Origin of the sequence: Mycobacterium sp. (assembly GCF_019247635.1) — a bacterium.
Classification (GTDB): domain Bacteria; phylum Actinomycetota; class Actinomycetes; order Mycobacteriales; family Mycobacteriaceae; genus Mycobacterium.
Genome location: NZ_JAFBAR010000066.1, coordinates 1 through 22024 on the forward strand (window position 1 = coordinate 1; position 22024 = coordinate 22024).

General features: G+C 66.8%; 18 protein-coding genes and 3 pseudogenes. 15 read left to right on the plus strand and 6 right to left on the minus strand.

The window, feature by feature from the left end; genetic code table 11:
- Nucleotides 1-187: pseudogene (locus tag JO236_RS09300) on the plus strand (LytR family transcriptional regulator); the annotation flags it as partial.
- A gap of 200 nt (nt 188-387) precedes the next feature.
- Nucleotides 388-570: pseudogene (locus JO236_RS09305) on the plus strand (ferritin); the annotation flags it as partial.
- Nucleotides 571-622: 52 nt separating this feature from the next.
- Here the strand turns inward: JO236_RS09305 and JO236_RS09310 are convergent.
- A complete protein-coding gene (locus JO236_RS09310) occupies nt 623-1447 on the minus strand; it encodes a glycerophosphodiester phosphodiesterase (RefSeq protein ID WP_293327751.1) in 825 nt (274 codons plus the stop codon).
- 4 nt (nt 1448-1451) lie between these two features.
- Nucleotides 1452-2516, minus strand: coding sequence for a DUF4328 domain-containing protein (locus JO236_RS09315; RefSeq protein WP_293327753.1), 1065 nt, complete (start codon nt 2514-2516; stop codon nt 1452-1454).
- 527 nt (nt 2517-3043) lie between these two features.
- Here JO236_RS09315 and JO236_RS09320 point away from each other — a divergent pair.
- From JO236_RS09320 to rraA, 9 genes are all read left to right on the plus strand, one after another.
- Complete coding sequence (locus tag JO236_RS09320; protein ID WP_293327755.1) at nt 3044-3196, plus strand: hypothetical protein; 153 nt, start codon at nt 3044-3046, stop codon at nt 3194-3196.
- 175 nt (nt 3197-3371) lie between these two features.
- Nucleotides 3372-3995 (plus strand): superoxide dismutase, encoded by a 624-nt coding sequence (locus tag JO236_RS09325; RefSeq protein ID WP_293327758.1) that lies wholly within the window; start codon nt 3372-3374, stop codon nt 3993-3995.
- Between the two features lie 209 nt (nt 3996-4204).
- Nucleotides 4205-4738 carry a peptidase gene (locus JO236_RS09330; RefSeq protein WP_293327760.1) on the plus strand — a complete coding sequence of 178 codons (534 nt, stop codon included), beginning with the start codon at nt 4205-4207 and terminating at the stop codon, nt 4736-4738.
- A gap of 816 nt (nt 4739-5554) precedes the next feature.
- Nucleotides 5555-5953 carry a transcriptional regulator gene (locus tag JO236_RS09335; RefSeq protein ID WP_293327763.1) on the plus strand — a complete coding sequence of 133 codons (399 nt, stop codon included), beginning with the start codon at nt 5555-5557 and terminating at the stop codon, nt 5951-5953.
- A 100-nt stretch (nt 5954-6053) separates the two neighbouring features.
- Nucleotides 6054-6710 carry a DUF6474 family protein gene (locus tag JO236_RS09340; protein WP_293327766.1) on the plus strand — a complete coding sequence of 219 codons (657 nt, stop codon included), beginning with the start codon at nt 6054-6056 and terminating at the stop codon, nt 6708-6710.
- 1 nt (nt 6711) lies between these two features.
- Entirely contained in the window at nt 6712-7347 is a 636-nt protein-coding gene (locus JO236_RS09345; protein ID WP_293327767.1) for a YcnI family protein, read from the plus strand.
- Entirely contained in the window at nt 7344-7865 is a 522-nt protein-coding gene (locus JO236_RS09350) for a copper resistance CopC family protein (RefSeq protein ID WP_293327769.1), read from the plus strand. Before JO236_RS09345 ends, JO236_RS09350 begins: the two co-directional genes overlap by 4 nt.
- A 91-nt stretch (nt 7866-7956) precedes the next feature.
- Nucleotides 7957-8361 carry a nucleoid-structuring protein H-NS gene (locus JO236_RS09355; RefSeq protein WP_293327771.1) on the plus strand — a complete coding sequence of 135 codons (405 nt, stop codon included), beginning with the start codon at nt 7957-7959 and terminating at the stop codon, nt 8359-8361.
- Between the two features lie 5 nt (nt 8362-8366).
- Complete coding sequence (rraA, locus tag JO236_RS09360; protein WP_293327774.1) at nt 8367-8855, plus strand: ribonuclease E activity regulator RraA; 489 nt, start codon at nt 8367-8369, stop codon at nt 8853-8855.
- Here the strand turns inward: rraA and JO236_RS09365 are convergent.
- Complete coding sequence (locus tag JO236_RS09365) at nt 8852-10321, minus strand: flavin-containing monooxygenase (protein WP_293327790.1); 1470 nt, start codon at nt 10319-10321, stop codon at nt 8852-8854. The two genes, rraA and JO236_RS09365, sit on opposite strands and share 4 nt — an antisense overlap.
- Before the next feature lie 86 nt (nt 10322-10407).
- Here JO236_RS09365 and JO236_RS09370 point away from each other — a divergent pair, with 86 nt between their 5' ends.
- Nucleotides 10408-11049: a TetR/AcrR family transcriptional regulator gene (locus JO236_RS09370; protein WP_293327776.1), complete on the plus strand. Its 642-nt coding sequence runs from the start codon at nt 10408-10410 to the stop codon at nt 11047-11049.
- Nucleotides 11050-11083: 34 nt separating this feature from the next.
- Nucleotides 11084-12283, plus strand: coding sequence for a DNA polymerase IV (gene dinB / locus JO236_RS09375; RefSeq protein WP_293327793.1), 1200 nt, complete (start codon nt 11084-11086; stop codon nt 12281-12283).
- On the opposite strand, the gene JO236_RS09380 is transcribed toward dinB, so the two are convergent.
- Complete coding sequence (locus tag JO236_RS09380; protein WP_293327778.1) at nt 12272-13276, minus strand: PHP domain-containing protein; 1005 nt, start codon at nt 13274-13276, stop codon at nt 12272-12274. The two genes, dinB and JO236_RS09380, sit on opposite strands and share 12 nt — an antisense overlap.
- A gap of 161 nt (nt 13277-13437) precedes the next feature.
- On the opposite strand from JO236_RS09380, the gene JO236_RS09385 reads away from it, so the two are divergent.
- A complete protein-coding gene (locus JO236_RS09385) occupies nt 13438-14286 on the plus strand; it encodes an LLM class F420-dependent oxidoreductase (RefSeq protein ID WP_293327782.1) in 849 nt (282 codons plus the stop codon).
- A 354-nt stretch (nt 14287-14640) separates the two neighbouring features.
- Here JO236_RS09385 and JO236_RS09390 read toward each other — a convergent pair whose 3' ends face one another.
- Complete coding sequence (locus JO236_RS09390) at nt 14641-16107, minus strand: glutamate synthase subunit beta (protein ID WP_293327785.1); 1467 nt, start codon at nt 16105-16107, stop codon at nt 14641-14643.
- Nucleotides 16100-20683 (minus strand): glutamate synthase large subunit, encoded by a 4584-nt coding sequence (gltB, locus tag JO236_RS09395; RefSeq protein WP_293327788.1) that lies wholly within the window; start codon nt 20681-20683, stop codon nt 16100-16102. Before gltB ends, JO236_RS09390 begins: the two co-directional genes overlap by 8 nt.
- A 678-nt stretch (nt 20684-21361) precedes the next feature.
- Between gltB and JO236_RS09400 the strand changes: the two are divergent.
- A pseudogene (locus JO236_RS09400) lies at nt 21362-22024 on the plus strand (MinD/ParA family protein); the annotation flags it as partial.

Consider the following 22024-nt stretch of genomic DNA (forward strand, 5'->3'; position numbering starts at 1 on the left):
GGACCTAACCCGACTCGGCTGGGCTCTGCACGGATCGGTCACCGCGATCACCGTCCCCATCGGGGAACTCACCACCAGCGACGCCGGCTCGGTGGTGGTATGGAACCACGACGCGGCCAGCGCATTGTTCAACGCGCTCGCCGCCGACGCTCCGGTTCCGACTTCCGCGCTGGACGTCCAGCCCTAACCGCACAAAACTTTCGTGCCGAATTAGTAGATCAAGCTAGCCTTGCTTTAGTTAGGCGACGCTGCCCTGAAATGAATTAGGGAAACCTTTCCTGGGTAAGCGATGCCTTCGTTGCAGACGCGATCTACCTGCAGTAACCTGCACTATCTGAGCGATTCTGCCGGTCTCAAGACTAAATTCCATGCATTGGTTCAAGAACCGAGCAGTTCATGCAGTGGTTCCTGCGCGAGCAGATCGAAGAGGTGGCGCTGATGACCACCCTGGTGCGGGTGGCCGACCGCGCGGGAGCCAACGTGTTCGACCTGGAGAACTTTGTTGCGCGCGAGGTGGCCTCGGCGCGTGACGCTGCGGGTGCGCCGCAGGCCGCGGGTGGTCGGCTATAGACCCGAATTTCGACCCTCGCCGCAACCGGATGTCGGCCGCAGCCACGCCCGACTAACCCGAGCCCTCGGCGATGCGCCCGGCATCCAGCCAGGCTTTGGTACGGCCGGGGTGATTGGTCGCAATCCACGCCACGCCGACTTCTCGGCAGAATTTGACGTCCTCGTATTCGTCGACGGTCCAGCAATACACGGCACGGCCCTGGGCGGCGGCGCGATCCACCAGCTGCGGATTCTCCTTCAGCGACGGCAGCCACGGCCCCACGGCGGTGGCGCCGACCGCGGTGGCCGCGCCGCTGGCCAGGTACCGGCCGGTCTTGCCGAGTAGCACGGTGGGCAGTAGCGGTGCGGCCCGCCGAATCCGCCACACGGCGGCCGCCGAAAAGGACATCACCACCGCCCGGGACCGGTCGGCGGAGGCGGGCGCGGCGATGCCGAAGCGGTGCAGCAGCGCCAGCAGTTTGCTCTCCACCAGCGAGCCATAGCGCACCGGGTGCTTGGTCTCGATGAAGATCTTCACCGGCCTGCGCCAGTCCAGAACCAGCGCCACGAGCGCGTCCAACGTCAGCAAGCTGGTGTCGCCGTGGGTGCCGTCGGCACGCCAACTGTCGTGCCAAGCGCCGTACTCCAGCTCGCGCAGCTGGGCCAGCGTCGTCGTGCTGACCACTCCGGCTCCCGTCGAGGTCCGGTCCAGGCGGCGGTCATGGACGCACACCAGGTGGCCGTCGCGGGTGAGCCGCACATCGCATTCCACGCCGTCGGCGCCCTCTTTGAGGGCCAGATCATAGGCGGCCAGCGTGTGTTCCGGCCGGGAGAAGGAGGCGCCGCGGTGAGCCACCACAAATGGGTGCCCGGCGAGCACCTCGTCGGCCCACGTCATCCCCCTATGCTGCCGGTTCCTGCCCCTCTAACTCAACCGAGTCACCGACTGCCCCCGCGGGCGGACGGTCCTGGGGTACCGCGACCCAACGGTGCGCGGGCCGTTGCACTGGCTTGCGCTCGAAACCTTCGAAAACCCTCGCGACGGCGGCTACCGCGGCCGCCGCAAACACATACGCGAGCACCATCATGACGGTGTTGTTGGCGACGCCCTGCGCATCAGAGGCCCACCGGGTAGCGATGGCATAGATCGATAGCACGTTGCTGCACACCCAGGCGATCCACCACACCACGATCGGTCTACGCAGGCGCGCGTAGTGCTCTTCGATCGTCGCCAACTCGATGACGAACACCGGAGCCCACAGCAGATTGACGAGCGGCAGCAGGCAACCCAGCCACAGCGCCCGTGCCGAACGCGGATCCGGCAGGCCGCGGTGGGTGAACGCGGCGGATCGACGCGCGATGAGCCATTGGACCAGCGTCACGGCGCACGCGACCGCCGCCCCGATCGCCACCACGCTGGCCGCGATCCCGAGTGCATTGCCGGCGAAGGCCACCATCGAGTTGAGCAGCGTGTTGCGGTTGATCACCAAGAGCACGTATCGCGCGACGTACACCAGAGCCGCAAGGGCGAGTACCAGCAGGCCGACGAACAACGTCGCACGCACCCGCTTGGCCGATGGTCCCGCCGTCGGCGGTGCCGCGATCTGCGTGGGTACCAGGTCGACGCGATCCGCGAGCCCCCACCGCGGAATCACCGTGTAGTGCGGGGTGGGGCCGCGAGACCGTCGGCCACGGTAAAGCGGCGGGGCGGCGCCGGGGCGCACCGCGATCCACCGAAAGCCGGGCGGCAGCCTCGGCGCCGAGCGCTGCCAACTCGAACCCGCGGGACCTCGACGGAGCCCGGCAGCGCCGCTCGCCGGGGGACGGCCGCGCGCCGCCCAACGGGTGTCGGAGCCCGGCATGTCGGTCAGCGGAGCCAGCAGCGCACCGCGGCAGCGCGGACACCACGCGCGTTGCCGGTCTCGCACGTTCCACCGCGTGCCGCACTGGGAGCACACCTGGATCACCGGACAAGCCTAACCGTGCCGACCACGCGGTCCGGGTAGTGCCGACGATGCGGCTTCGCGGGCGGAGCAATGACGGTTTTGCGACGAGGCGGCGCTACGCCCACAGCTACTTATGGCTATCCACAATTTCCACAGGTTTATCCACAGTGCGACGGGGGGTAGCTAAGCCATTATCACAGCCTCTTCCGCCCGGTCTTATTGCAACTGTGGATAACGACGGGTGGGTGAACGACGGTCATAGACAGCTCGACAGTTACCTGAGCGAAATGGATTGCACTACTAAAACACCTGTCCATCCGCCGCCCGCGACGCCCCCGGGCGTCGCGGGCACACGAACGCCAGCGCCCCGTCACTTCTGCTTCCCGTCTGCCCCTCGGCGCGCGCCTCGATCCGCCCGAATCGCCAGGTCACGGCCCTGGCCGTGAGCCAAGTTTGCAACCCATCGTCAAGGGGTTAAACTCGCGAGCGCCACGATTCGGTGTGACTCACCTCACTTCAGGGGGTAACGGGCAGGTGAAAGGCGTTTCATGACCACGCATTCATTCGGTCCTGGCTCGGCGTCGTCGAGCTCACACTCCGGGTCGTCCGCCTGGAGCAGCACGTACGTGATCGCCGCGCTGCGAGCCGGGCTGATCGCGCTGGCGCTGCTGGCGATTCTCGCGCTGATCGTTTTGTCTTGAAGCCCGGCGTATCGGGCTATCTGAGCTACCCACCCGTCGAGCTGTCGTGCGGTCGTTGTTGCGGCGCGCGCGGTCATGGAGCAGGGTTGACTAGGCGTGGTTAACCGGGCCGCCGGGACGGCGAATCCCTCCGAATCACGCGTCAGACGATTTTTTCACCGAAGGAAGGAATGCCGTGGCTGAATACACCCTGCCCGATCTGGACTGGGATTACGCAGCGCTGGAACCGCATATCTCCGGTCAGATCAACGAGATCCACCACAGCAAGCACCATGCGACCTACGTCAAGGGCGTCAATGACGCGGTCGCCAAACTCGAAGAAGCCCGCTCCAAGGGTGACCACGCGGCGATCTTCTTGAACGAGAAGAACCTGGCCTTCCACCTGGGCGGTCACGTCAACCACTCCATCTGGTGGAAGAACCTATCGCCGGACGGCGGTGACAAGCCGACGGGCGACCTTGCCGCCGCGATCGACGACCAGTTCGGGTCGTTCGACAAGTTCCAGGCTCAGTTCAGTGCGGCCGCCAATGGGTTGCAAGGGTCCGGATGGGCGGTGCTCGGTTACGACAGCCTGGGCGACAAGCTGTTGACGTTCCAGCTGTATGACCAGCAGTCCAACGTCCCGCTCGGCATCATTCCGCTGCTTCAAGTCGACATGTGGGAGCACGCCTTCTACTTGCAGTACAAGAACGTCAAAGCGGACTACGTCAAAGCGTTCTGGAACGTGGTCAACTGGGCCGACGTGCAGGCGCGCTACGCGGCCGCGACCTCCAAGACAAGCGGACTTATTTTCGGCTAAGGCGAATACCACCACGCAAGGGCGTCGCGCAGATCGCGCGGCGTCCTTGCGTTATGGGGGCCGCCCGGCGTTTATGAGCGTTTTGTAAACCCAAGCATCACTGACCGTGTCGAGTTGCAAGGCGCCCAAACCTTGCGCATCCTTAGTTATTCGAGATACCAGTGTGGTTGTTCGGACGGAGGCGTGGGAGGGTCGAGCGGAGGGCGAAAATGGATGCTGGGTCTGGCCGATCTATCGGGGTTTCTCCCTTCCATTCTCGTGGTGCCCTAAAGGGGTTCGTCATTTCTGGACGCTGGCCGGATTCCACCAAGGAGTGGGCCCAGCTGCTGATGGTCGCCGTGCGGGTCGCTTCGCTGCCTGGATTGCTTTCCACCACAACGGTATTCGGCGCGCGCGAAGAGCTACCCGACGAGCCCCAGCCCGACACAGTCGGACTGGTGTTGGCTGAGGGCACGGTTTTCGGTGAATCAGCCATCCAGCCAGGGTATTTCGCGGAGCATCAGCCACCGGCATTGCTGATGCTGCATCCGCCGTCCGAAACGACACCGTCGCTGCCGGAATGCACCGGCGCGGCATCGGGATGCGTACTGCTGCCGGGCCTGCCGTATCTGGGCCTGGAGCACCGGGCGGCGTGGGTGGAAGCGGAGGCCGACGGCACCATCACCTCGATGGTGAGCCGCGTCGGCGTCGATCCGATCAGCCACCCGGACACCGCTATTCTGGCGATGCTGCTTGCCGCGTAAGGGAATTTGATCTTTGCCGTGTGGGCCTGGCGCGAGGGCCGGCAGCGACGACGATGCCTGCACCACGCGCGAGCCCCGCGCCGCGCTGCTCACCGTAGACGACGTCGGCGACCCTCACCTTCGCCAGCGCCCAACTGACTCTCTGGATCGGGTCGCCGCTGGGGCGGCTGCTGCATCAGCGGCTCCCCGCCGAACCGCTGCACGGGTTGGCCAGCCTGTTGTGGGCTGGCCTCCGGCGGCCGTCGCCGTGACCGCGGCGGTGGTCCCGGCCGTCTTCGGCGTAACCGTCGCGCAAACTCGTGGCGGGCGGCGGGTGCACACCCACACGGCCGCCAGATCCCCGGATGCCGGCTGAAGCGCCGTCCGCTCCGGCCCCCTGAATCCGGTCACGAGTAGTCCTGCCCGTAGCCGGTCTGGCCCGGCGGGCCCGCGGCACTCCCCGGGCGATGATGCGGACCCTGCGGAACTGGACAGCAAAGGAGGCCTCCGCCGATTTCTGGCAAAAAGCTGGTTGCCCGATGTGGTGCACACTGCCCCAAAACGCCCTTCTCGGCGCGTTCGGCAACGACAACGTGACCCCGCCGGTACCCGTCTTTGCGGACAGGTTTCTGCGGATAACCTGTGAATTCTGTTCATCTTGTGGACACCCGGCCGTGCCGGTTGGATGCTCTGTAGGGGCTGTTTCGCCGCACGCGCCGACGGCCGGTACAAAATCTCGGGTTTGCACTTGGTTTGTGGAGGCAACTCTCGCTACCATGGTCAGCAAATCCCTATTAGACACCTGTTAATCCTTCCAGCCCAGTGGAGGTCGTATCGATGAGCACGACGTTCGCCGCCCGCCTGAACCGCCTGTTCGACACGGTGTATCCACCCGGACGCGGCCCGCACACCTCCGCAGAGGTGATCGCGGCACTCAAGGCGGAAGGCATCACGATGTCGGCTCCCTACCTGTCGCAGCTACGCTCGGGCAACCGCACCAACCCGTCCACGGCGACCATGGCCGCGCTGGCCAACTTCTTCCGCATCAAGCCGGCCTACTTCACCGACGACGAGTATTACGCGAAACTCGACAAGGAATTGTCCTGGCTCTCCACGATGCGCGACGAGGGTGTGCGCCGGATCGCGCTGGGCGTCTCGGAGCTCCCGCCCCAGGCCCAAGAACAGATCGTCGAGCGGATCGACGAGCTGCGCCGCGCCGAGCGGCTGCACGCCTGAGCCCGCTTTACCCCCCGCCCGGCCCCCACGATTAGGGTTGGCTCAGCGATCGTGCACCCGCTCGAGCGACAGTCCACGAGATATCGGGAGGCGTCCGGGAATGGGCCTGTTCCGCAAGCGAAAGAGCCGCGCGACGCGCCGCGCCGAAGCCCGCGCGATCAAGGCCCGCGCCAAGCTGGAAGCCCGGTTGGCAGCCAAGAACGAGAAGCGCCGCATCAGGAGTGCCGAACGCGGCGCAGACAAGGCCCTCAAGGCGCGCCTCAAAGCGCAGCGCGACAGCGACAAGGCGGCCCTCAAGGTCGCCGAGAACCAGCTCAAGGCGGCACGCGAAGGCAAGGTGTTCTCGCCCACCAGAATTCGTCGCGTGTTGACCGTGTCCCGACTGCTTGCCCCCGTCCTGACGCCGTTGATCTACCGCGCCGCCATGGCCGTTCGCGGACTGATCGACCAGCGCCGTGCCGACCAGCTCGGTGTCCCGTTGGCTCAGATCGGCCAATTCTCCGGGCACGGTGCCCGGCTGTCGGCCCGGATCGCCGGCTCCGAGCAGTCGTTGCGGACGGTGCAGGACAAGAAACCCCGGGACGCCGAGACCCAGCAGTTCGTGTCCGCCATCTCCGAACGGCTGACGGATCTGTCGGCGGCCGTCACCGCCGCGGAGAATATGCCGGCAGCGCGGCGCCGGGCCGCCCACTCGGCCATCTCGTCGCAGCTCGACGGCGTCGAAGCTGACCTGATGGCCCGGCTGGGGGTGAGCTGACGTGCCGCGCTCAATCAGGTGGATTCCGAGCGTGCTCGCCGCGATCGCCGCGCTCTTCCTAGGCTCGGCCGCCGGCGCCCCGACGGCCTGGGCGCACGTCCATGCCAGCAGCGACAACGCGGTGCGCGGCGCCATGGCGATCGTGACTTTTTCGGTGCCCAACGAATCCAACACCGGGGCGGCCACCACGGCACTGACCGTCACCCTGCCGAACGTCGCATCGGCGGCCACCGAGACGTCGCCCGGGTGGACGGCCAAGGTCGAGCGCGACGCGTCCGGCGGCGTGAATTCGGTGACGTGGACGGCGGCACCCGGCGGCGGCATCGGCACGGGCCAGTTCGGGTTATTCCGGATTCAGGTGCAGCTGCCCGACACCGACACGGTCAGCTTTCCGGCCACCCAGACCTACGCCGACGGTTCGGTCGTCAAATGGGACCAGCCGCCGTTGGCCGGCGGCGCTGAGCCCGAACACCCGGCCCCAATGCTCACCCTGTCCACCGGTTCAATGGGCCCGTCGGACCACCACGCCGCCGCCACGACGGCGCGCCCCGACAACACCGCCCGTCTGCTGGCCGGGGGAGCCCTGATCCTTGGTGCGGTAGCCGTGTGTCTGGTGTTGGTCCGCCGCCGCACATGAGGCGCATCGTCTGGATCGGCGTGCTGCTGGGCGCCCTGCTGACCGGTGGCGCGCTGACCGCGACGCTGACTGCGCCCACGGCGTTCGCGCACGCCACGCGCCTGTCCACCGAGCCCGCCGACAATGCCGCCCTGGCGGCGGGTCCCACCCAGGTGAGCGCGACGTTCAACGAGCGATTGCAGACCACGTTCGCCGCAATGACTGTCGTCGGGCCCGACGGCAACCTGTGGTCCAGTGGTGACGCGACGGTACAGGGCGCGGTGGTCAGCATCACCATGCGACCGCTCGGGCCGGTCGGCGGCTACACGGTGAACTACCGGGTCGCTTCCGCGGACGGTCACGTGGTGTCGGGATCATGGTCGTTTCGGTTGACGGCGCCCGGCACCGGCACCCCTGGGCCCGCCGCGGCGCCAGCCTCCGACGACGGCGCGGGTGGAGACCTCCCGACCTGGCCATTCGCCGTCGCGGCCATCGCGGTGGTCGGCGCGGGAGCGCTCTGGGCGGTGCGGCGCAGGTAGCCACCGCGACGCGGCACGGCGTCCTGGCATGATGGGTCCAGACGTCGACGCCCTCTGGCGCGCATCGAGCAAGCTGTAAAGGAGCGGCCGCATGGCAGACCCGCAGGATCGACCCGACGGCGAACCGGACGAGGCAGCGCAGCCGCCGGCCAAGAAGGCTCCTCCTACTCCGGGCGCCAAGAAGGCCACTAAAGCACCCGCGAAAAAAGTGCCCGCCAAGAAGGCACCCGCGAAAAAAGTGCCCGCCAAGAAAGCGCCTGCCAAGAAAGCGCCTGCGCAGAAGGCGCCCCCCATCTCGCGGATTGAAACCAACGGCGAGCTTGCTGCTGCCGCCAAAGACGCTGCGGCACAAGCAAAGTCAACTGTCGATCACGCCAACAACCCCGTAGCCCCCGAGCCCGCGCCGCCCACGGCGGTGCACTACCGGGTGCCACTGGCGGTTGCCGTGGCGCTCAGCCTGCTGGCCGTTCTGCTGATCCGGCAACTGCGCCGCTGAGCAACGTGACCATCTCGTTTCGGCCGACCGCCGACCTCGTCGACGACAGCGGGCCGGACGTACGCAGCTGCGACCTGCAGTTCCGCCAGTTCGGTGGCCGCCCGGAATTTGCCGGGCCCATCAGCACGGTGCGCTGTTTTCAGGACAATGCGCTGCTCAAATCGGTGCTCTCACAGCCAGGTGCGGGCGGGGTATTGGTCATCGACGGTGCCGGCTCGCTGCACACGGCCCTCGTGGGTGATCTGATCGCCGAGTTGGCCCGCTCCAACGGATGGGCCGGGCTGGTGGTGCACGGCGCGGTGCGCGACGCCGCCGCGTTGCGTGGCATCGATATCGGCATCAAGGCAGTGGGCACCAATCCACGCAAGAGCACCAAGACCGGCGCCGGGGAACGCGACGTCGAGATCGAACTCGGCGGGGTTGCCTTCGTGCCGGGCGACATCGCCTACAGCGATGACGACGGCATTGTCGTCGTCGCTGGGAGTGGTCGTTAAACCGCTACTGGGACAGGCCGTTTCGCAAACCGTAGACCCTCGTCGTTCACCTTGCCGCGGCGGATCGTTTGCATGTCGAAGAAGTAGTTCTGCTTGAGCCGCCACGGCGCGCGCGACCCTGACTTGGGCAGTAGATGCATCGAGCGCTGGAAGTAGCCCGGATTGAAGTCCATGAATGGCAGCTCGTCGACATCATTGCCCGGATGCTGCGGCTCCACCGTGTCCAAACCCTTGGCATCCATGTAGTTCAGTAACCGGCAGACGAATTCGGAGACCAGGTCGGCCTTGAGCGTCCATGACGCATTGGTGTATCCGAACGTGATGGCGAAGTTCGCAACCCCGGAGAACATGCAACCCTTGTAGGTCATCAGCGACGTCAGCTCGATGGGCTCACCGTTCTTGGTCGGCCTTACACCGCCCAGCAGCTGCATGTTCAAACCCGTTGCGGTGACGATGATGTCGGCCTGCAACTCCTCCCCAGAGGCGAGCCTGATTCCGGTCTTGGTGAAACGGTCGATGGTGTCGGTGACGACATCGGCCTTGCCGTGGCGGATGGTCCGGAAAAAATCGCCATCGGGCGCCAGACACAGCCGCTCGTCCCAGACGTTGTATCGCGGCCCAAAATGCTTCTCGACGTCATAGCCTTCGGGCAGGCGTCGTCGAGCCATCGTCATCAGCGTCTTGCGCATGTAGGCGGGGGCCTTCCGCGCGAGCTGGTACTGGAAGGTGCTGAACGCGATGGCTTTCCAGCGGTTCGCCAGGTGCGCGAGGCGGTCGGGCAGCAGCCGGTTGGCGTGCACGGCGAAGGGATCCACCCCGGGCAGCGAGCCGATGTAGGTCGGCGAACGCTGCAGCATCGTCACGTGACCGGAGCCGGAATTTACGAGTGCTGGGATCAGGGTGATCGCGGTGGCACCGGAACCGATGACGACGATTTTCTTGCCCGAATAGTCGAGGTCCTCCGGCCAGTGCTGGGGATGGACGATGGTGCCCGCGAAGTCTTCGGAGCCGGCGAACGTCGGCGAATACCCCTCGTCGTAGTTGTAATAGCCGGTGCACGCGAACAGGAACGTACAGGTGATTTCGCTCTGCCGTCCGTCGCTCTCGACCGTCAAAGTCCAGCGGTTGTGGGCGTCGGACCAATCGGCCGCCACAACCCGATGGCGGTAGCGGACGTGCCGGCTGATGCCGTTCTCGACCGCGGTTTCCTTGATGTAGTCCTTGATCGAGGCGCCGTCGGCAATCGACTTCGCCGAGCGCCAGGGCTTGAACCGGAACCCCAGGGTGAACATGTCCGAGTCCGACCGGATGCCGGGGTACTTGAAGAGGTCCCAGGTGCCGCCCAGATCGGCACGGCGTTCCAGGATCGCGTAGCTCTTCGTGGGGCAGCGGTCCTGCAGGTGCCAGGCTGCGCTCACGCCGGAGATGCCGGCGCCCACGATGACGACGTCTAAGTGCTCTGCCAGCTCAGTCATAGCGGCCAGATTATCAACGGTGTGTTGACTTGGTCAACACCCTGTCGAAATATTCAACGGCGTGTAAAGTACCTGGCATGGTTACCGCCAGTTCGACGCGTTCCCCGCGGGGTCGCCGTTCCACGCGGCCGTCGGGTGACGAGCGCGAGCAAGCGATCCTCGCCACGGCCGAGCGGCTGCTCGAAGAACGCTCGTTCGCCAGCATCTCCGTCGATGACCTGGCCAAGGGCGCTGGACTTTCGCGCCCGACGTTCTACTTCTATTTCAAGTCCAAAGAGGCAGTGCTGCTCGCGCTGCTCGAGCCGATGATCGCCCGCGCCGACGCGGAGTTCGACGGCGCGGTGCAACGGCTGCCGGCGGATCCGCGCCGGGTGTGGCGCAACGGGATCAAGGCGTTCTTCACCGCGTTCAGCTCACATCATGCGGTGGCCCGGGCCGGGCGGGAGGCGCTGGCCGCCAGTGCGGAAGTACGGGCCGTGTGGACGGGCTTCATGCGCAAGTGGATCGACCAGACCGCTGCGATGATCGACGCCGAACGCGCCCGCGGCGCGGCGCCGGATACCATCCCGGCGGCAGACCTCGCGACGTCGCTGAACCAGATGAACGAGCGCACCATGATGGCCACCCTGTCGGCGGAACAACCGTCGGTCGGCGAAGACGACCTCGTCGACACCCTCACGCACATCTGGCTCAGCAGCATCTACGGTGGCGCCGGCTGACTGTCGGCTGACTGTCGGCCCCGTATGCGAACATGTGTTCGTGCGGTGTGACGCGTCCATCCTGCACGCGGACCTGGATTCGTTTTATGCGTCGGTCGAACAACGCGACGACGCGTCGCTGCGCGCGCGCCCGGTGATCGTCGGTGCCGGGGTGGTGTTGGCGGCCAGCTACGAGGCCAAGGCCTACGGCGTGCGCACCGCGATGGGTGGGGCGCAGGCGCGGCGGTTGTGCCCGCACGCCGTCGTCGTGCCGCCGCGAATGCGGGCATACTCCCAGGCCAGTGATGCGGTGTTCGAGGTGTTCCGTAACACCACCCCGATCGTCGAACCGCTCTCGGTGGACGAGGCCTTCCTCGACGTCGGCGGCCTCGCCCGGGTCTCCGGCACGCCGGTCCAGATCGCGGCGCGGCTGCGCGCCGACGTGCGCAACCGGGTCGGCCTGCCCATCACCGTCGGCATCGCCCGGACCAAGTTCCTCGCCAAGGTCGCCAGCCAGGAAGCCAAGCCCGACGGGCTGCTGCTGGTCCCGCCGGACCAAGAGCTGGCATTCCTGCATCCGCTGCCAGTGCGTCGGCTGTGGGGTGTGGGCGCGGTGACCGCCGAAAAGTTGCATGCGCACGGCATCACGACCGTCGCCGAGGTCGCCGAGCTCGGCGAGTCGACGCTGGCCTCGCTGCTGGGTGGATCGATGGGGCGGCAATTGTATGCACTGTCGCGCAATATCGACCGGCGCCGAGTCAACACCGGTGTGCGGCGGCGCTCGGTGGGTGCCCAGCGTGCGTTGGGCCGCGCCGGCAACGCCATGTCGGCCGACGAGATCGACGCGGTGGTGGTCAACCTCGTCGACCGCATCACCCGGCGGATGCGCGCCGCCGGACGCACCGGCCGAACGGTGGTGCTGCGCTTGCGTTTTGACGATTTCAGCCGGGCGACTCGGTCCCACACCCTGCCGTGGGCGACCTCGTCGACGCAGCCCATCCTGGGCGCCGCGCGGCGATTGGTCGACTCGGCCGCGCCGTTGATCGCGCAGCGCGGATTGACACTGGTCGGCTTTGCGGTGTCCGGCATCGACCGCGGCGGGGCCGAGCAGCTGCTGCTGCCGTTCGACGGGGAGCCGCACACCGTTGACGCCGCGGTCGACGCGATACGCCGCCGCTACGGCAACTCCGCGCTCACCCGCGCCGTGTTGATCGGTCGCGACCCGGGCCTGGAGGTGCCGCACCTACCGGACTGACCACTCCAGCAGCTTCTCGGCCGGCCAAGTGTTGATGATCCGGTCGACAGCGATGTCCGCGTCCAGCGCCCGCTGGGCGCCATAGCCGAGGAAGTCCAGCTGGCCGGGCGCGTGCGCATCGGTATCAATGCTGAACAGGCACCCGATGTCGCGGGCGAGATTCAGCAGGCGAGTCGGCGGATCACGGCGTTCGGGCCGCGAGTTGATCTCGACCGCCGTGCCGTGGTCGCGGCAGGCGGCGAATACCGCCTCGGCGTCGAACTTCGACTCGGGCCTGATGCGCCGGTTGCCCGCCACCAGCCGGCCGGTGCAATGGCCCAGCACATCGGTGTCGCCGTTGGAGACGGCGCGCACCATCCGGCGGGTCATCGCCGCCGTATCCATCGACAACTTGGAGTGCACGCTGGCCACCACGATGTCCAGCCGGGAGAGCAGATCGGGCTCCTGGTCCAGGCTGCCGTCGTCGAGGATGTCGACCTCGATCCCGGTCAGGATGCGCATCGGCGCGAACTCGTCACGCAGCTCGTCGATCACATCGAGCTGCCTGCGCAACCGTTCCGGCGACAACCCGTTGGCGATAGTCAGCCGTGGCGAGTGATCGGTCAGCGCGCAGTATTCGTGGCCCAACGCCGCGGCGCTGGCCATCATCTCCTTGATCGGCGCCGACCCGTCCGACCAGTTCGAATGCAGATGCAGATCGCCGCGCAGCGCGGCACGGACCTCTCCGCCCCCGAGATCTTTTGCCGCGGAGCGCAATTCGATCAGCAGGTCGGGTTCACGGCCGGACCAGGCCTGGGCGATCACCTTTGCGGTCTTGGGGCCGATCCCCGGCAACGACTGCCAGCTGTCGGCCTGGCCGTGCCGCTCCCGCGTGGCGTCGTCGAGGTTCTCGACGATGTCGGCGGCGTTGCGGTAGGCCATCACCCGCCTGGGATCCTGGCGATCGCGGTCCTTGTAGTAGGCGATCTGCCGCAGCGCGGCTACCGGGTCCATGACTGCCCCACGGTGAATCCAGCGAAAATCACTGCGGATCCCCCCATTTCGCCGGCGACGAGCAGGGCAGAAGGATCAGCCGCGAGCGTGGTGTGTGTTCCGAGAACCATCGTCCCGTCGAGTTTAGTAGGACCACAGGAAGCCGGACTACGGTCGTGATTATGCGCTTCGCCTTCAAAACCTCCCCACAAAACACCACCTGGCCGGACATGCTGGCGGTCTGGCGGGCGGCCGACGACATCGACGTCTTCGAGTCCGGGTGGACCTTCGACCACTTCTACCCGATCTTCAGCGACTCCAGCGGGCCCTGCCTGGAGGGGTGGACGACGCTGACGGCGCTCGCCCAGGCCACCGAGCGGCTGCGGCTGGGCACCCTGGTCACCGGCATTCACTACCGCCACCCCGCGGTGCTGGCCAACATGGCCTCAGCACTCGACGTCATCTCCGCCGGGCGCCTCGAACTCGGGATCGGCGCCGGCTGGAACGAGGAAGAGTCGGGCGCTTACGGCATCGAATTGGGCACCATCAGGGAACGCTTCGACCGGTTCGAGGAGGCGTGCCAGGTGCTGATCAGCCTGCTCAGCCAGGACAGCACCGACTTCGACGGCAAGTTCTATCAGCTCAAGGGCGCCCGCAACGAACCCAAGGGGCCGCAGCGCCCGCACCCACCCATCTGCATCGGCGGCAGCGGCGAGAAGCGCACGCTGCCGCTCACCGCGCGGTACGCCCAGCACTGGAACTTTGTGGGCGGCCCGCCCGAGGAGTTCGCCCGCAAGCGCGACGTGCTGGCAGCGCGCTGCGCGGACATCGGGCGCGACCCCAAGGAGATCACGCTGTCGTCGCACCTACGCCTGAACACAGACCTCGACTACGGCCAGGTGATCGCGGATGCGGCCGCGCTCGCGGCCGAGGGCCTGCAGCTGGGCATCGTCTACCTGCCGCCGCCCCATGACCCCGCTGTGCTGGAACCCTTGGCTGAGGCGATCCGGGACTCGGGGTTGCTCACCTAGACGCTTTGGGATGATATCGAGCAAACGCGGGGCAGTCCGGTGTATGCCCGGAGGGCGTGCTTACGTCCCGAACAGCAGCAGGTCTCGGGCGGTTACCAGACGCTCTTGCTCAGCGGGAAACTCGCGGCTCTTTACCGGGTGACGGAACCATGACCAGGCGATTCGCCCCATCCGTGACCGGGGTACAGGGTTGATGTGCACAATGCTCACTCCTGCGGTAGTTCAGCGCTTCCGGGACTCCGCACAACCTCCCTGTGACGAATCCCACAAGCGACCATTAGACACCCGTGTTCTGGCAAACTGCCGAAGACTCGCCGGGTAATTATACTTGTGTTTCTAGTGTGACTGGTGTGACTACTGTAGCGGTGCGGCCGTCGGCTTGATGGGCGCCGGCAGCGCGGTCGAACCCATCAGATACCGGTCCACACCGGCCGCGGCGGCCCTGCCCTCAGCAATCGCCCAAACGATCAGTGACTGGCCACGACCCATGTCGCCGGCAACGAACACACCCGGCACCGACGTGTCGAAGTCGGCGCCGCGCGCCACGTTCCCCCGCTCGGTGAACTTCACCTCGAGGTCGGTCAGCAGGCCCGGCTTCTCCGGGCCGACGAAACCCATCGCCAGCAACACCAGATCGGCCTCCAGCTCGAAATCAGAGCCCTCGACCTTGACGAACTTGCCGTCCTCCATGCTCACTTCGTGCACCCGGAGAGCGGTCACGTGCCCGTCCTTGCCCACGAACTCCTCGGTGTTGACCGAGAAAACTCGCTCCCCGCCCTCCTCGTGCGCCGACGACACCCGGTACATCAGCGGGTAGGTCGGCCACGGCGTGGACGCGGCGCGGGTCTCCGGTGGCCGCGGCATGATCTCGAACTGGTGGATGCAGGCCGCGCCCTGGCGGTGCGCGGTGCCCAGGCAGTCGGCCCCGGTATCGCCGCCGCCGATGATGACGACCCGCTTGCCCTTGGCGGTGATCGGTGGCTCGCCGTCCGCGCCCAGGACGCCGTCGCCTTCCTGAACGCGGTTGCCCCACGGCAGGTACTCCATCGCCTGATGAATGCCATCCAGGTCCCGGCCGGGAACGGGCAGATCGCGCCACGCGGTGGCGCCACCGGCCAGCACGACCGCGTCGAAATCGGCCAGCAGCTGCTCGGCGGTGATGTCGACGCCGACGTTGACGCCCGGGCAAAACTCGGTGCCCTCGGCCTTCATCTGGTCCAGCCGCCGGTCCAGAACGCGCTTTTCCATCTTGAATTCCGGGATCCCGTAGCGCAGCAGTCCGCCGATCCGGTTGTCACGCTCGAAAACGGTGACCGTGTGGCCGGCCCGGGTGAGCTGTTGGGCGGCAGCCAGTCCCGCCGGCCCCGAACCCACGACGGCGACCTTCTTCCCCGTCAGCTTGTCCGGCGGCAGCGGCTGCACCCAGCCCTCGTCGAAGGCCCGGTCGATGATCTCCAGTTCGATCTGTTTGATGGTCACCGGATCCTGGTTGATCCCCAGCACACATGCCGGTTCGCACGGCGCCGGGCACAACCGACCGGTGAAGTCGGGGAAATTGTTGGTGGCGTGCAACCGTTCGATGGCATCGCGGAAACGGTCCCTGCGCACCAGGTCGTTCCATTCCGGGATCAAGTTGCCCAACGGACACCCGTTGTGGCAAAAGGGAATGCCGCAATCCATGCAACGGGTGGCCTGTTCGCGCAAGGTCTCGTTGTCGAATTCCTCGTAGACCTCGTGCCAGTCCTTCAACCGCAGCGGGACAGGCCGTCGCTGCGGCAATTCCCGATGCGTGTACTTCAGGAAGCCGCTCGGATCAGCCATGCGCCGCCGCCATGATCGCCTTGTCCACGTCGGCGCCATCGCGTTCGGCTTCCGCGATCGCTTGCAGCACCTTCTTGTAGTCGCGCGGCATGACCTTGATGAAGTGTCGTTGCTGGCCGCGCCAGTCCGCCAGAATGCGCTGTCCGACAGCGGAATCCGTGGCGTCGAGGTGGGCCTGGATGATGCCGTGCAGGAAGTCGACGTCGTCCTCGTCGAGGCTCTCGACGTCGACCATCTCGGTGTTGAGGCTGTCGGGCAGTTCTTCGTCGGGGTCATAGACGTAGGCCACGCCCCCGGACATGCCGGCCGCGAAGTTACGCCCGGTACGGCCCAGAATCACCACCCTGCCGCCCGTCATGTATTCGCACCCGTGATCCCCGACGCCCTCGACCACGGCATGGGCGCCGGAGTTGCGGACCGCGAACCGCTCGCCGACCACGCCGCGCAAGAAAACCTCCCCACTGGTGGCGCCGAACAGAATCACGTTGCCGCCGATGATGTTGTCCTCGGCCACGTAGCCTTCCGGCGCGTCGTCTGACGGCCGCACCACGATGCGGCCTCCCGAAAGGCCCTTGCCGATGTAGTCGTTGGCGTCGCCGTAGATACGCAGCGTAATGCCCTTGGGCACAAAGGCGCCGAAGCTGTTGCCCGCCGAACCGTCGAAGGTGATGTCGATCGTTCCGTCCGGCAAGCCTTGGCCGCCATAGGCTTTCGTCAGCTCGTGGCCGAGCATGGTGCCCACCGTGCGGTTGACGTTGCTGATGGTCGTCGAAAAGCGGACCGGTGTCCCGGAGTCCAGCGCCTCCCTGCTCATCACGATCAGCTGCTGGTCGAGCGCCTTGTCCAGGCCGTGGTCCTGACGTGAACTGCAGTACAGGTCCTGGTTCATGAACGCCGACTCCGGCTCGTGCAACACCGGCGTCAAATCCAGCCGGTGCGCCTTCCAGTGCGCCCGCGCGAGCGTGGTGTCCAGCGATCCGACCTGGCCGACAGCCTCGTTGAAGGTGCGGAAGCCCAACTGCGCCATGTATTCCCGGACTTCTTCCGCAATGAACAGGAAGAAGTTCTCGACGAACTCCGGCTTGCCGGTGAATCGGGCCCGCAGCACCGGGTTCTGGGTCGCCACGCCGACCGGACAGGTGTCGAGGTGGCACACCCGCATCATGATGCAGCCGGCCACCACCAGCGGCGCGGTGGCGAAACCGAACTCTTCGGCGCCAAGCAACGCGCCGATCATCACGTCGCGGCCCGTCTTCAGCTGGCCGTCCACCTGGACGACGATACGATCGCGTAACCCGTTGAGCAGCAACGTCTGCTGAGTTTCGGCCAGGCCGAGTTCCCAGGGTGCGCCGGCGTGCTTCATCGACGTCAACGGGGTCGCCCCGGTGCCGCCGTCGTGCCCGGAGATCAGCACCACATCGGCGTGCGCTTTGGAGACACCGGCGGCTACCGTCCCCACCCCGTTCTCGGAGACCAGCTTGACGTGCACCCGCGCGGACGGGTTGGCGTTCTTCAGGTCGTGGATCAGCTGCGCCAAGTCCTCGATGGAGTAGATGTCGTGGTGCGGCGGGGGTGAGATCAGGCCGACGCCGGGTGTGGAATGCCGCACCTCGGCCACCCACGGGTACACCTTGTGCCCCGGAAGTTGGCCTCCCTCACCGGGTTTGGCACCCTGGGCCATCTTGATCTGGATGTCGGTGCAGTTGGTCAGGTAGTGCGAGGTGACACCGAACCGCGCCGACGCGACCTGTTTGATGGCGCTGCGCCGCCAGTCCCCGTTGGCGTCGTGGTCAAACCGCTTGACGTCCTCGCCGCCCTCACCGCAATTGGATCTGCCGCCCAGCCGGTTCATCGCGATGGCGAGCGTCTCGTGTGCCTCGGCGGAGATCGAGCCGTAGCTCATCGCGCCGGTCGAGAAACGCTTGACGATTTCGGTGGCCGGCTCGACCTCCTCCAGGGGAACCGGGGGACGCACGCCCGCACGGAATTTGAGCAAGCCGCGCAGGGACGCCATCCGTTCACTCTGGTCGTCGACCAGCCGGGTGTAATCCTTGAAGAGCTTGAACTGGCCGGTGCGGGTGGCGTGCTGCAGCTTGAAGACGGTCTCGGGGTTGAACAGGTGGTACTCGCCCTCGCGGCGCCACTGGTATTCCCCGCCCACCTCAAGTTCGCGGTGCGCGCGCTCATCCGGACGGTCCAGGTACGCCAGTCGGTGCCGGGCCGCGACGTCGGCGGCGATGTCGTCCAGCGTGATCCCGCCCGTCGGGCAGGCCAGGCCGGTGAAGTAGTCGTCGAGCACGTCCTCGGAAATCCCGACCGCCTGGAACAGCTGCGCGCCGGTATAGGACGCCAGCGTCGAAATGCCCATCTTGGACATCACTTTCAGCACGCCCTTGCCGGCCGCCTTGATGTAGTTGGTCAGCGCCTTGTCGCGGTCGATACCGTCGATCACGCCGCGATCCAGCATGTCCTCGATCGACTCGAACGCGAGGTAGGGGTTGACCGCGGCCGCTCCGAAGCCGATCAACGCCGCCATGTGGTGCACCTCGCGGGCATCGCCGGATTCGACCACCAGGCCCACGTGGGTGCGGGTGCGGTCACGCACCAGGTGGTGGTGCACCCCCGAGACCGCGAGCAGCGACGGTATCGGGGCCAGCGTCTCGTCAGAATTGCGGTCGGACAAGATGATCACCCGGGCACCGTCGGCGATCGCCGCCGACGCCTGTGCGCGCACCTCGTCCAGCGCCGCAGCCAGCCCGGCGCCGCCCTCGGCGACAGGGTACAGACAGCGAAGCACCTTGGACCGCATGCCATGCGGGCGTCCGTTGATCTCGTCCTCGGGGTTCAGGTTGATCAACTTGGCCAGCTCGTAGTTGCGCAGGATCGGCTGCGCCAACATGATCTGGTGACACGATTTCGCGGTGGGGCTGAGCAGGTCCTGCTCGCCGCCGGTGGTGCCCTGCAGGCTGGTCACCACCTCCTCGCGGATGGCGTCCAACGGCGGGTTGGTCACCTGGGCGAACAACTGCTGGAAGTAGTCGTAGAGCGACCGCGGACGCTGCGAGAGCACCGCGACCGGGGTGTCGGTGCCCATCGACCCGAGCGGCTCGGCGCCCGTGCGCACCATCGGGGCCACCAGCAGATTGAGTTCTTCGTAGGTATAGCCGAAGGCCAACTGCCGCATGACAAGTCGATGGTGGCCCATCCGCGCGTACTTGCCCGCGGGCAGCTCGTCGAGCGGGACCAGCCCGTTGTCGAGCCACTCCTGATACGGATGCTCGGCCGCCAGTTCGGCTTTGATCTCCTCGTCGGACACGATCCGGCCCTGCTCCGTGTCCACCAGGAACATCCGGCCCGGCTGTAGCCGCATCCGGCGCACCACCGTCGACGGATCCAGGTCGAGCACGCCGGCCTCGGAAGCCATCACCACCAGGCCTCCGTCGGTGACCCAAATGCGGGACGGGCGAAGGCCATTGCGGTCGAGCACGGCACCCACGACCGTGCCGTCGGTGAACGTCATCGATGCGGGACCGTCCCACGGTTCCATCAACGAGGCGTGATACTGGTAAAACGCACGCCGCGCCGGGTCCATCGACTCGTGTCGTTCCCAGGCCTCGGGGATCATCATCAGCACCGCGTGCGCCAGGCTGCGTCCGCCCAGGTGCAGCAGTTCGAGCACCTCGTCGAAGCGCGCGGTGTCGGAGGCACCGGGGGTGCAGATCGGGAAGAGCTTTTCCACGTCGTCTGGCGAACCGAAGACGTCCGTTTTGATCAGCGCCTCGCGCGCGCGCATCCAGTTCTCGTTGCCGCGGACGGTGTTGATCTCTCCGTTGTGCGCGATGCGCCGGAACGGGTGCGCCAGCGGCCAGGACGGGAAGGTGTTGGTGGAGAACCGGGAGTGCACGATCCCCAGCGCGCTGGTCAGCCGATCGTCTTGCAGATCGAGGTAGAAGGCCTTCAGCTGCGGCGTGGTCAGCATGCCTTTGTAGATCAACGTCTGGCCGGACAGGCTTGGGAAGTACACGGTTTCGCGACCCGGACCGTCCTGCCCGGGGCCCTTGGTCCCCAGTTCGTGCTCGGTGCGCTTGCGAACGATGTAGCAGCGCCGTTCCAGGGTCATGCCGGACGCGCCCGCCAGGAACACCTGGCGGAAGGTGGGCATGGCATCGCGAGACAACGCGCCCAGTGACGAGTCGTCGGTGGGCACGTTGCGCCACCCGAGCACCTGCAGCCCTTCGGATTCGGCGATCTTTTCCACCGCGGCACAGGCGGTCGCGGCGTCCTTGGACGATTGCGGCAAGAACGCGATGCCGGTCGCGTAGCTGCCGGGGGCGGGCAGCTCAAAATCGACGACTTCCCGCAGGAATTCGTCGGGAACCTGGATCAGGATGCCCGCGCCGTCGCCGCTGCGCGGTTCGGCGCCCTGCGCACCGCGATGTTCAAGGTTGAGCAGCGCGGTGATCGCCTTGTCCACGATGTCGCGGCTGCGCCGGCCGTGCATGTCGACGACCATGGCTACGCCGCACGAGTCGTGCTCGTACGCGGGGTTATACAGCCCGACGCGCTTAGGCGTCATTCCCACCTGCCCCTCCAAGAGACTTGCTGCGCGGCCTTCAAATCTCCGCTCCGACGGGGCCGCACCCATTGAGGTTGCGGGCTAAGCCCCTTCGGTCTTGTCGATAGGCTGTCCGCCAAACGGCGATGATCCGGTCTGGGATTTGCCCGTGCAGCGCTGAACGGTGGTCCTGTAGTCGATCTCGACAAGTCGTAAAACGATATGACAAAACCCGCCTGACATGCCAACTTCCCCCAATACTAACCCGTCGAGCGGCTGCGCTCATCCGCAGCGCGGTGAGCAGCTCGCCCCGGACCGGCGCCGCCGTTTCGCTGCTCACCTGTCGCCGCCCGAAACCGCGAATCGCGACAGACCGGGCTGAATCAACTTTGCCGGGATCGCACTTAAGCGCCCGCATCGCCCGTCATGCACCCGGTGTCTGCCCTACCACGACGGCGGCAGCCGTGCGATAACGCGTGGCAGCAACCCCGGACGGATTCGGCTGTCGGGACTCCGAGCCATGCCCACCACCGCGCAGCGCAGCCCGCGCGGAGTCCATTGGAGTTTGCACAATAGTAATAGGAGTCTAAAACCAGACCGGGCGGACTTTGCCCGTTCGTCGGCTCGACCGGTGACCGATACTGGTCGGGTATCCGGCATTCGGGCTCGACGCCCGGCCGCCTGGGAGCTGAGGAGCCCATGAACGAGCGCGACGAATTTCTGCGAGACCGGATGCGGCCCAGTCAGCCCACGAAAGCCCCCGCCCGCGTCGCGCGTCCGCCGGGCCCGCAGGCCCCCGCGCCCCAGCCGGGTCCGCCACGGCCGCCAGCCCCAGCTCCGCCACGCCCGCCGACACCCGCCCCGCCCCCACCACGGCAAGCTGCACCTGTCCCACCCCCGCCACACCCCGCACCCGTCCCGCCCCCACCACGCCCGGGGCCCCCGCCGCGCCAGCACCCGGGGCCGCCCGCGCCCGTCCCCGCGGCACCCCCACCGGGGCCGCGCCCGGTTCCGCCGCCCGCACCCCACCCCGCCGGTCCGCTCCGGCCACCGCATCAGCCGGTGCCGCCCCCGGCGGTGGCTTCCGCGCGCCCGCAAGCTCCCCCGCCAGCCGGACGCGGCTGGCGGCGTCTCGTCCGTGCCGCCACCTTCGGCCTGCTCAACCCGGGCCCATCGGCGGTGCAACGCGAAGAGGCCGAGCTCGAGACGGCCGTCAGGATCCCGTTGCGCGGCAATTACAAGGTCGGTGTGCTCGGCAAGGGCGGCGTGGGCAAAACGTCCGTCGCTGCCAGCGTCGGTTCGATCCTGGCGGAACTGCGCCAACAGGACCGGGTGGTGGCGATCGACGCCGACACCGCCTTC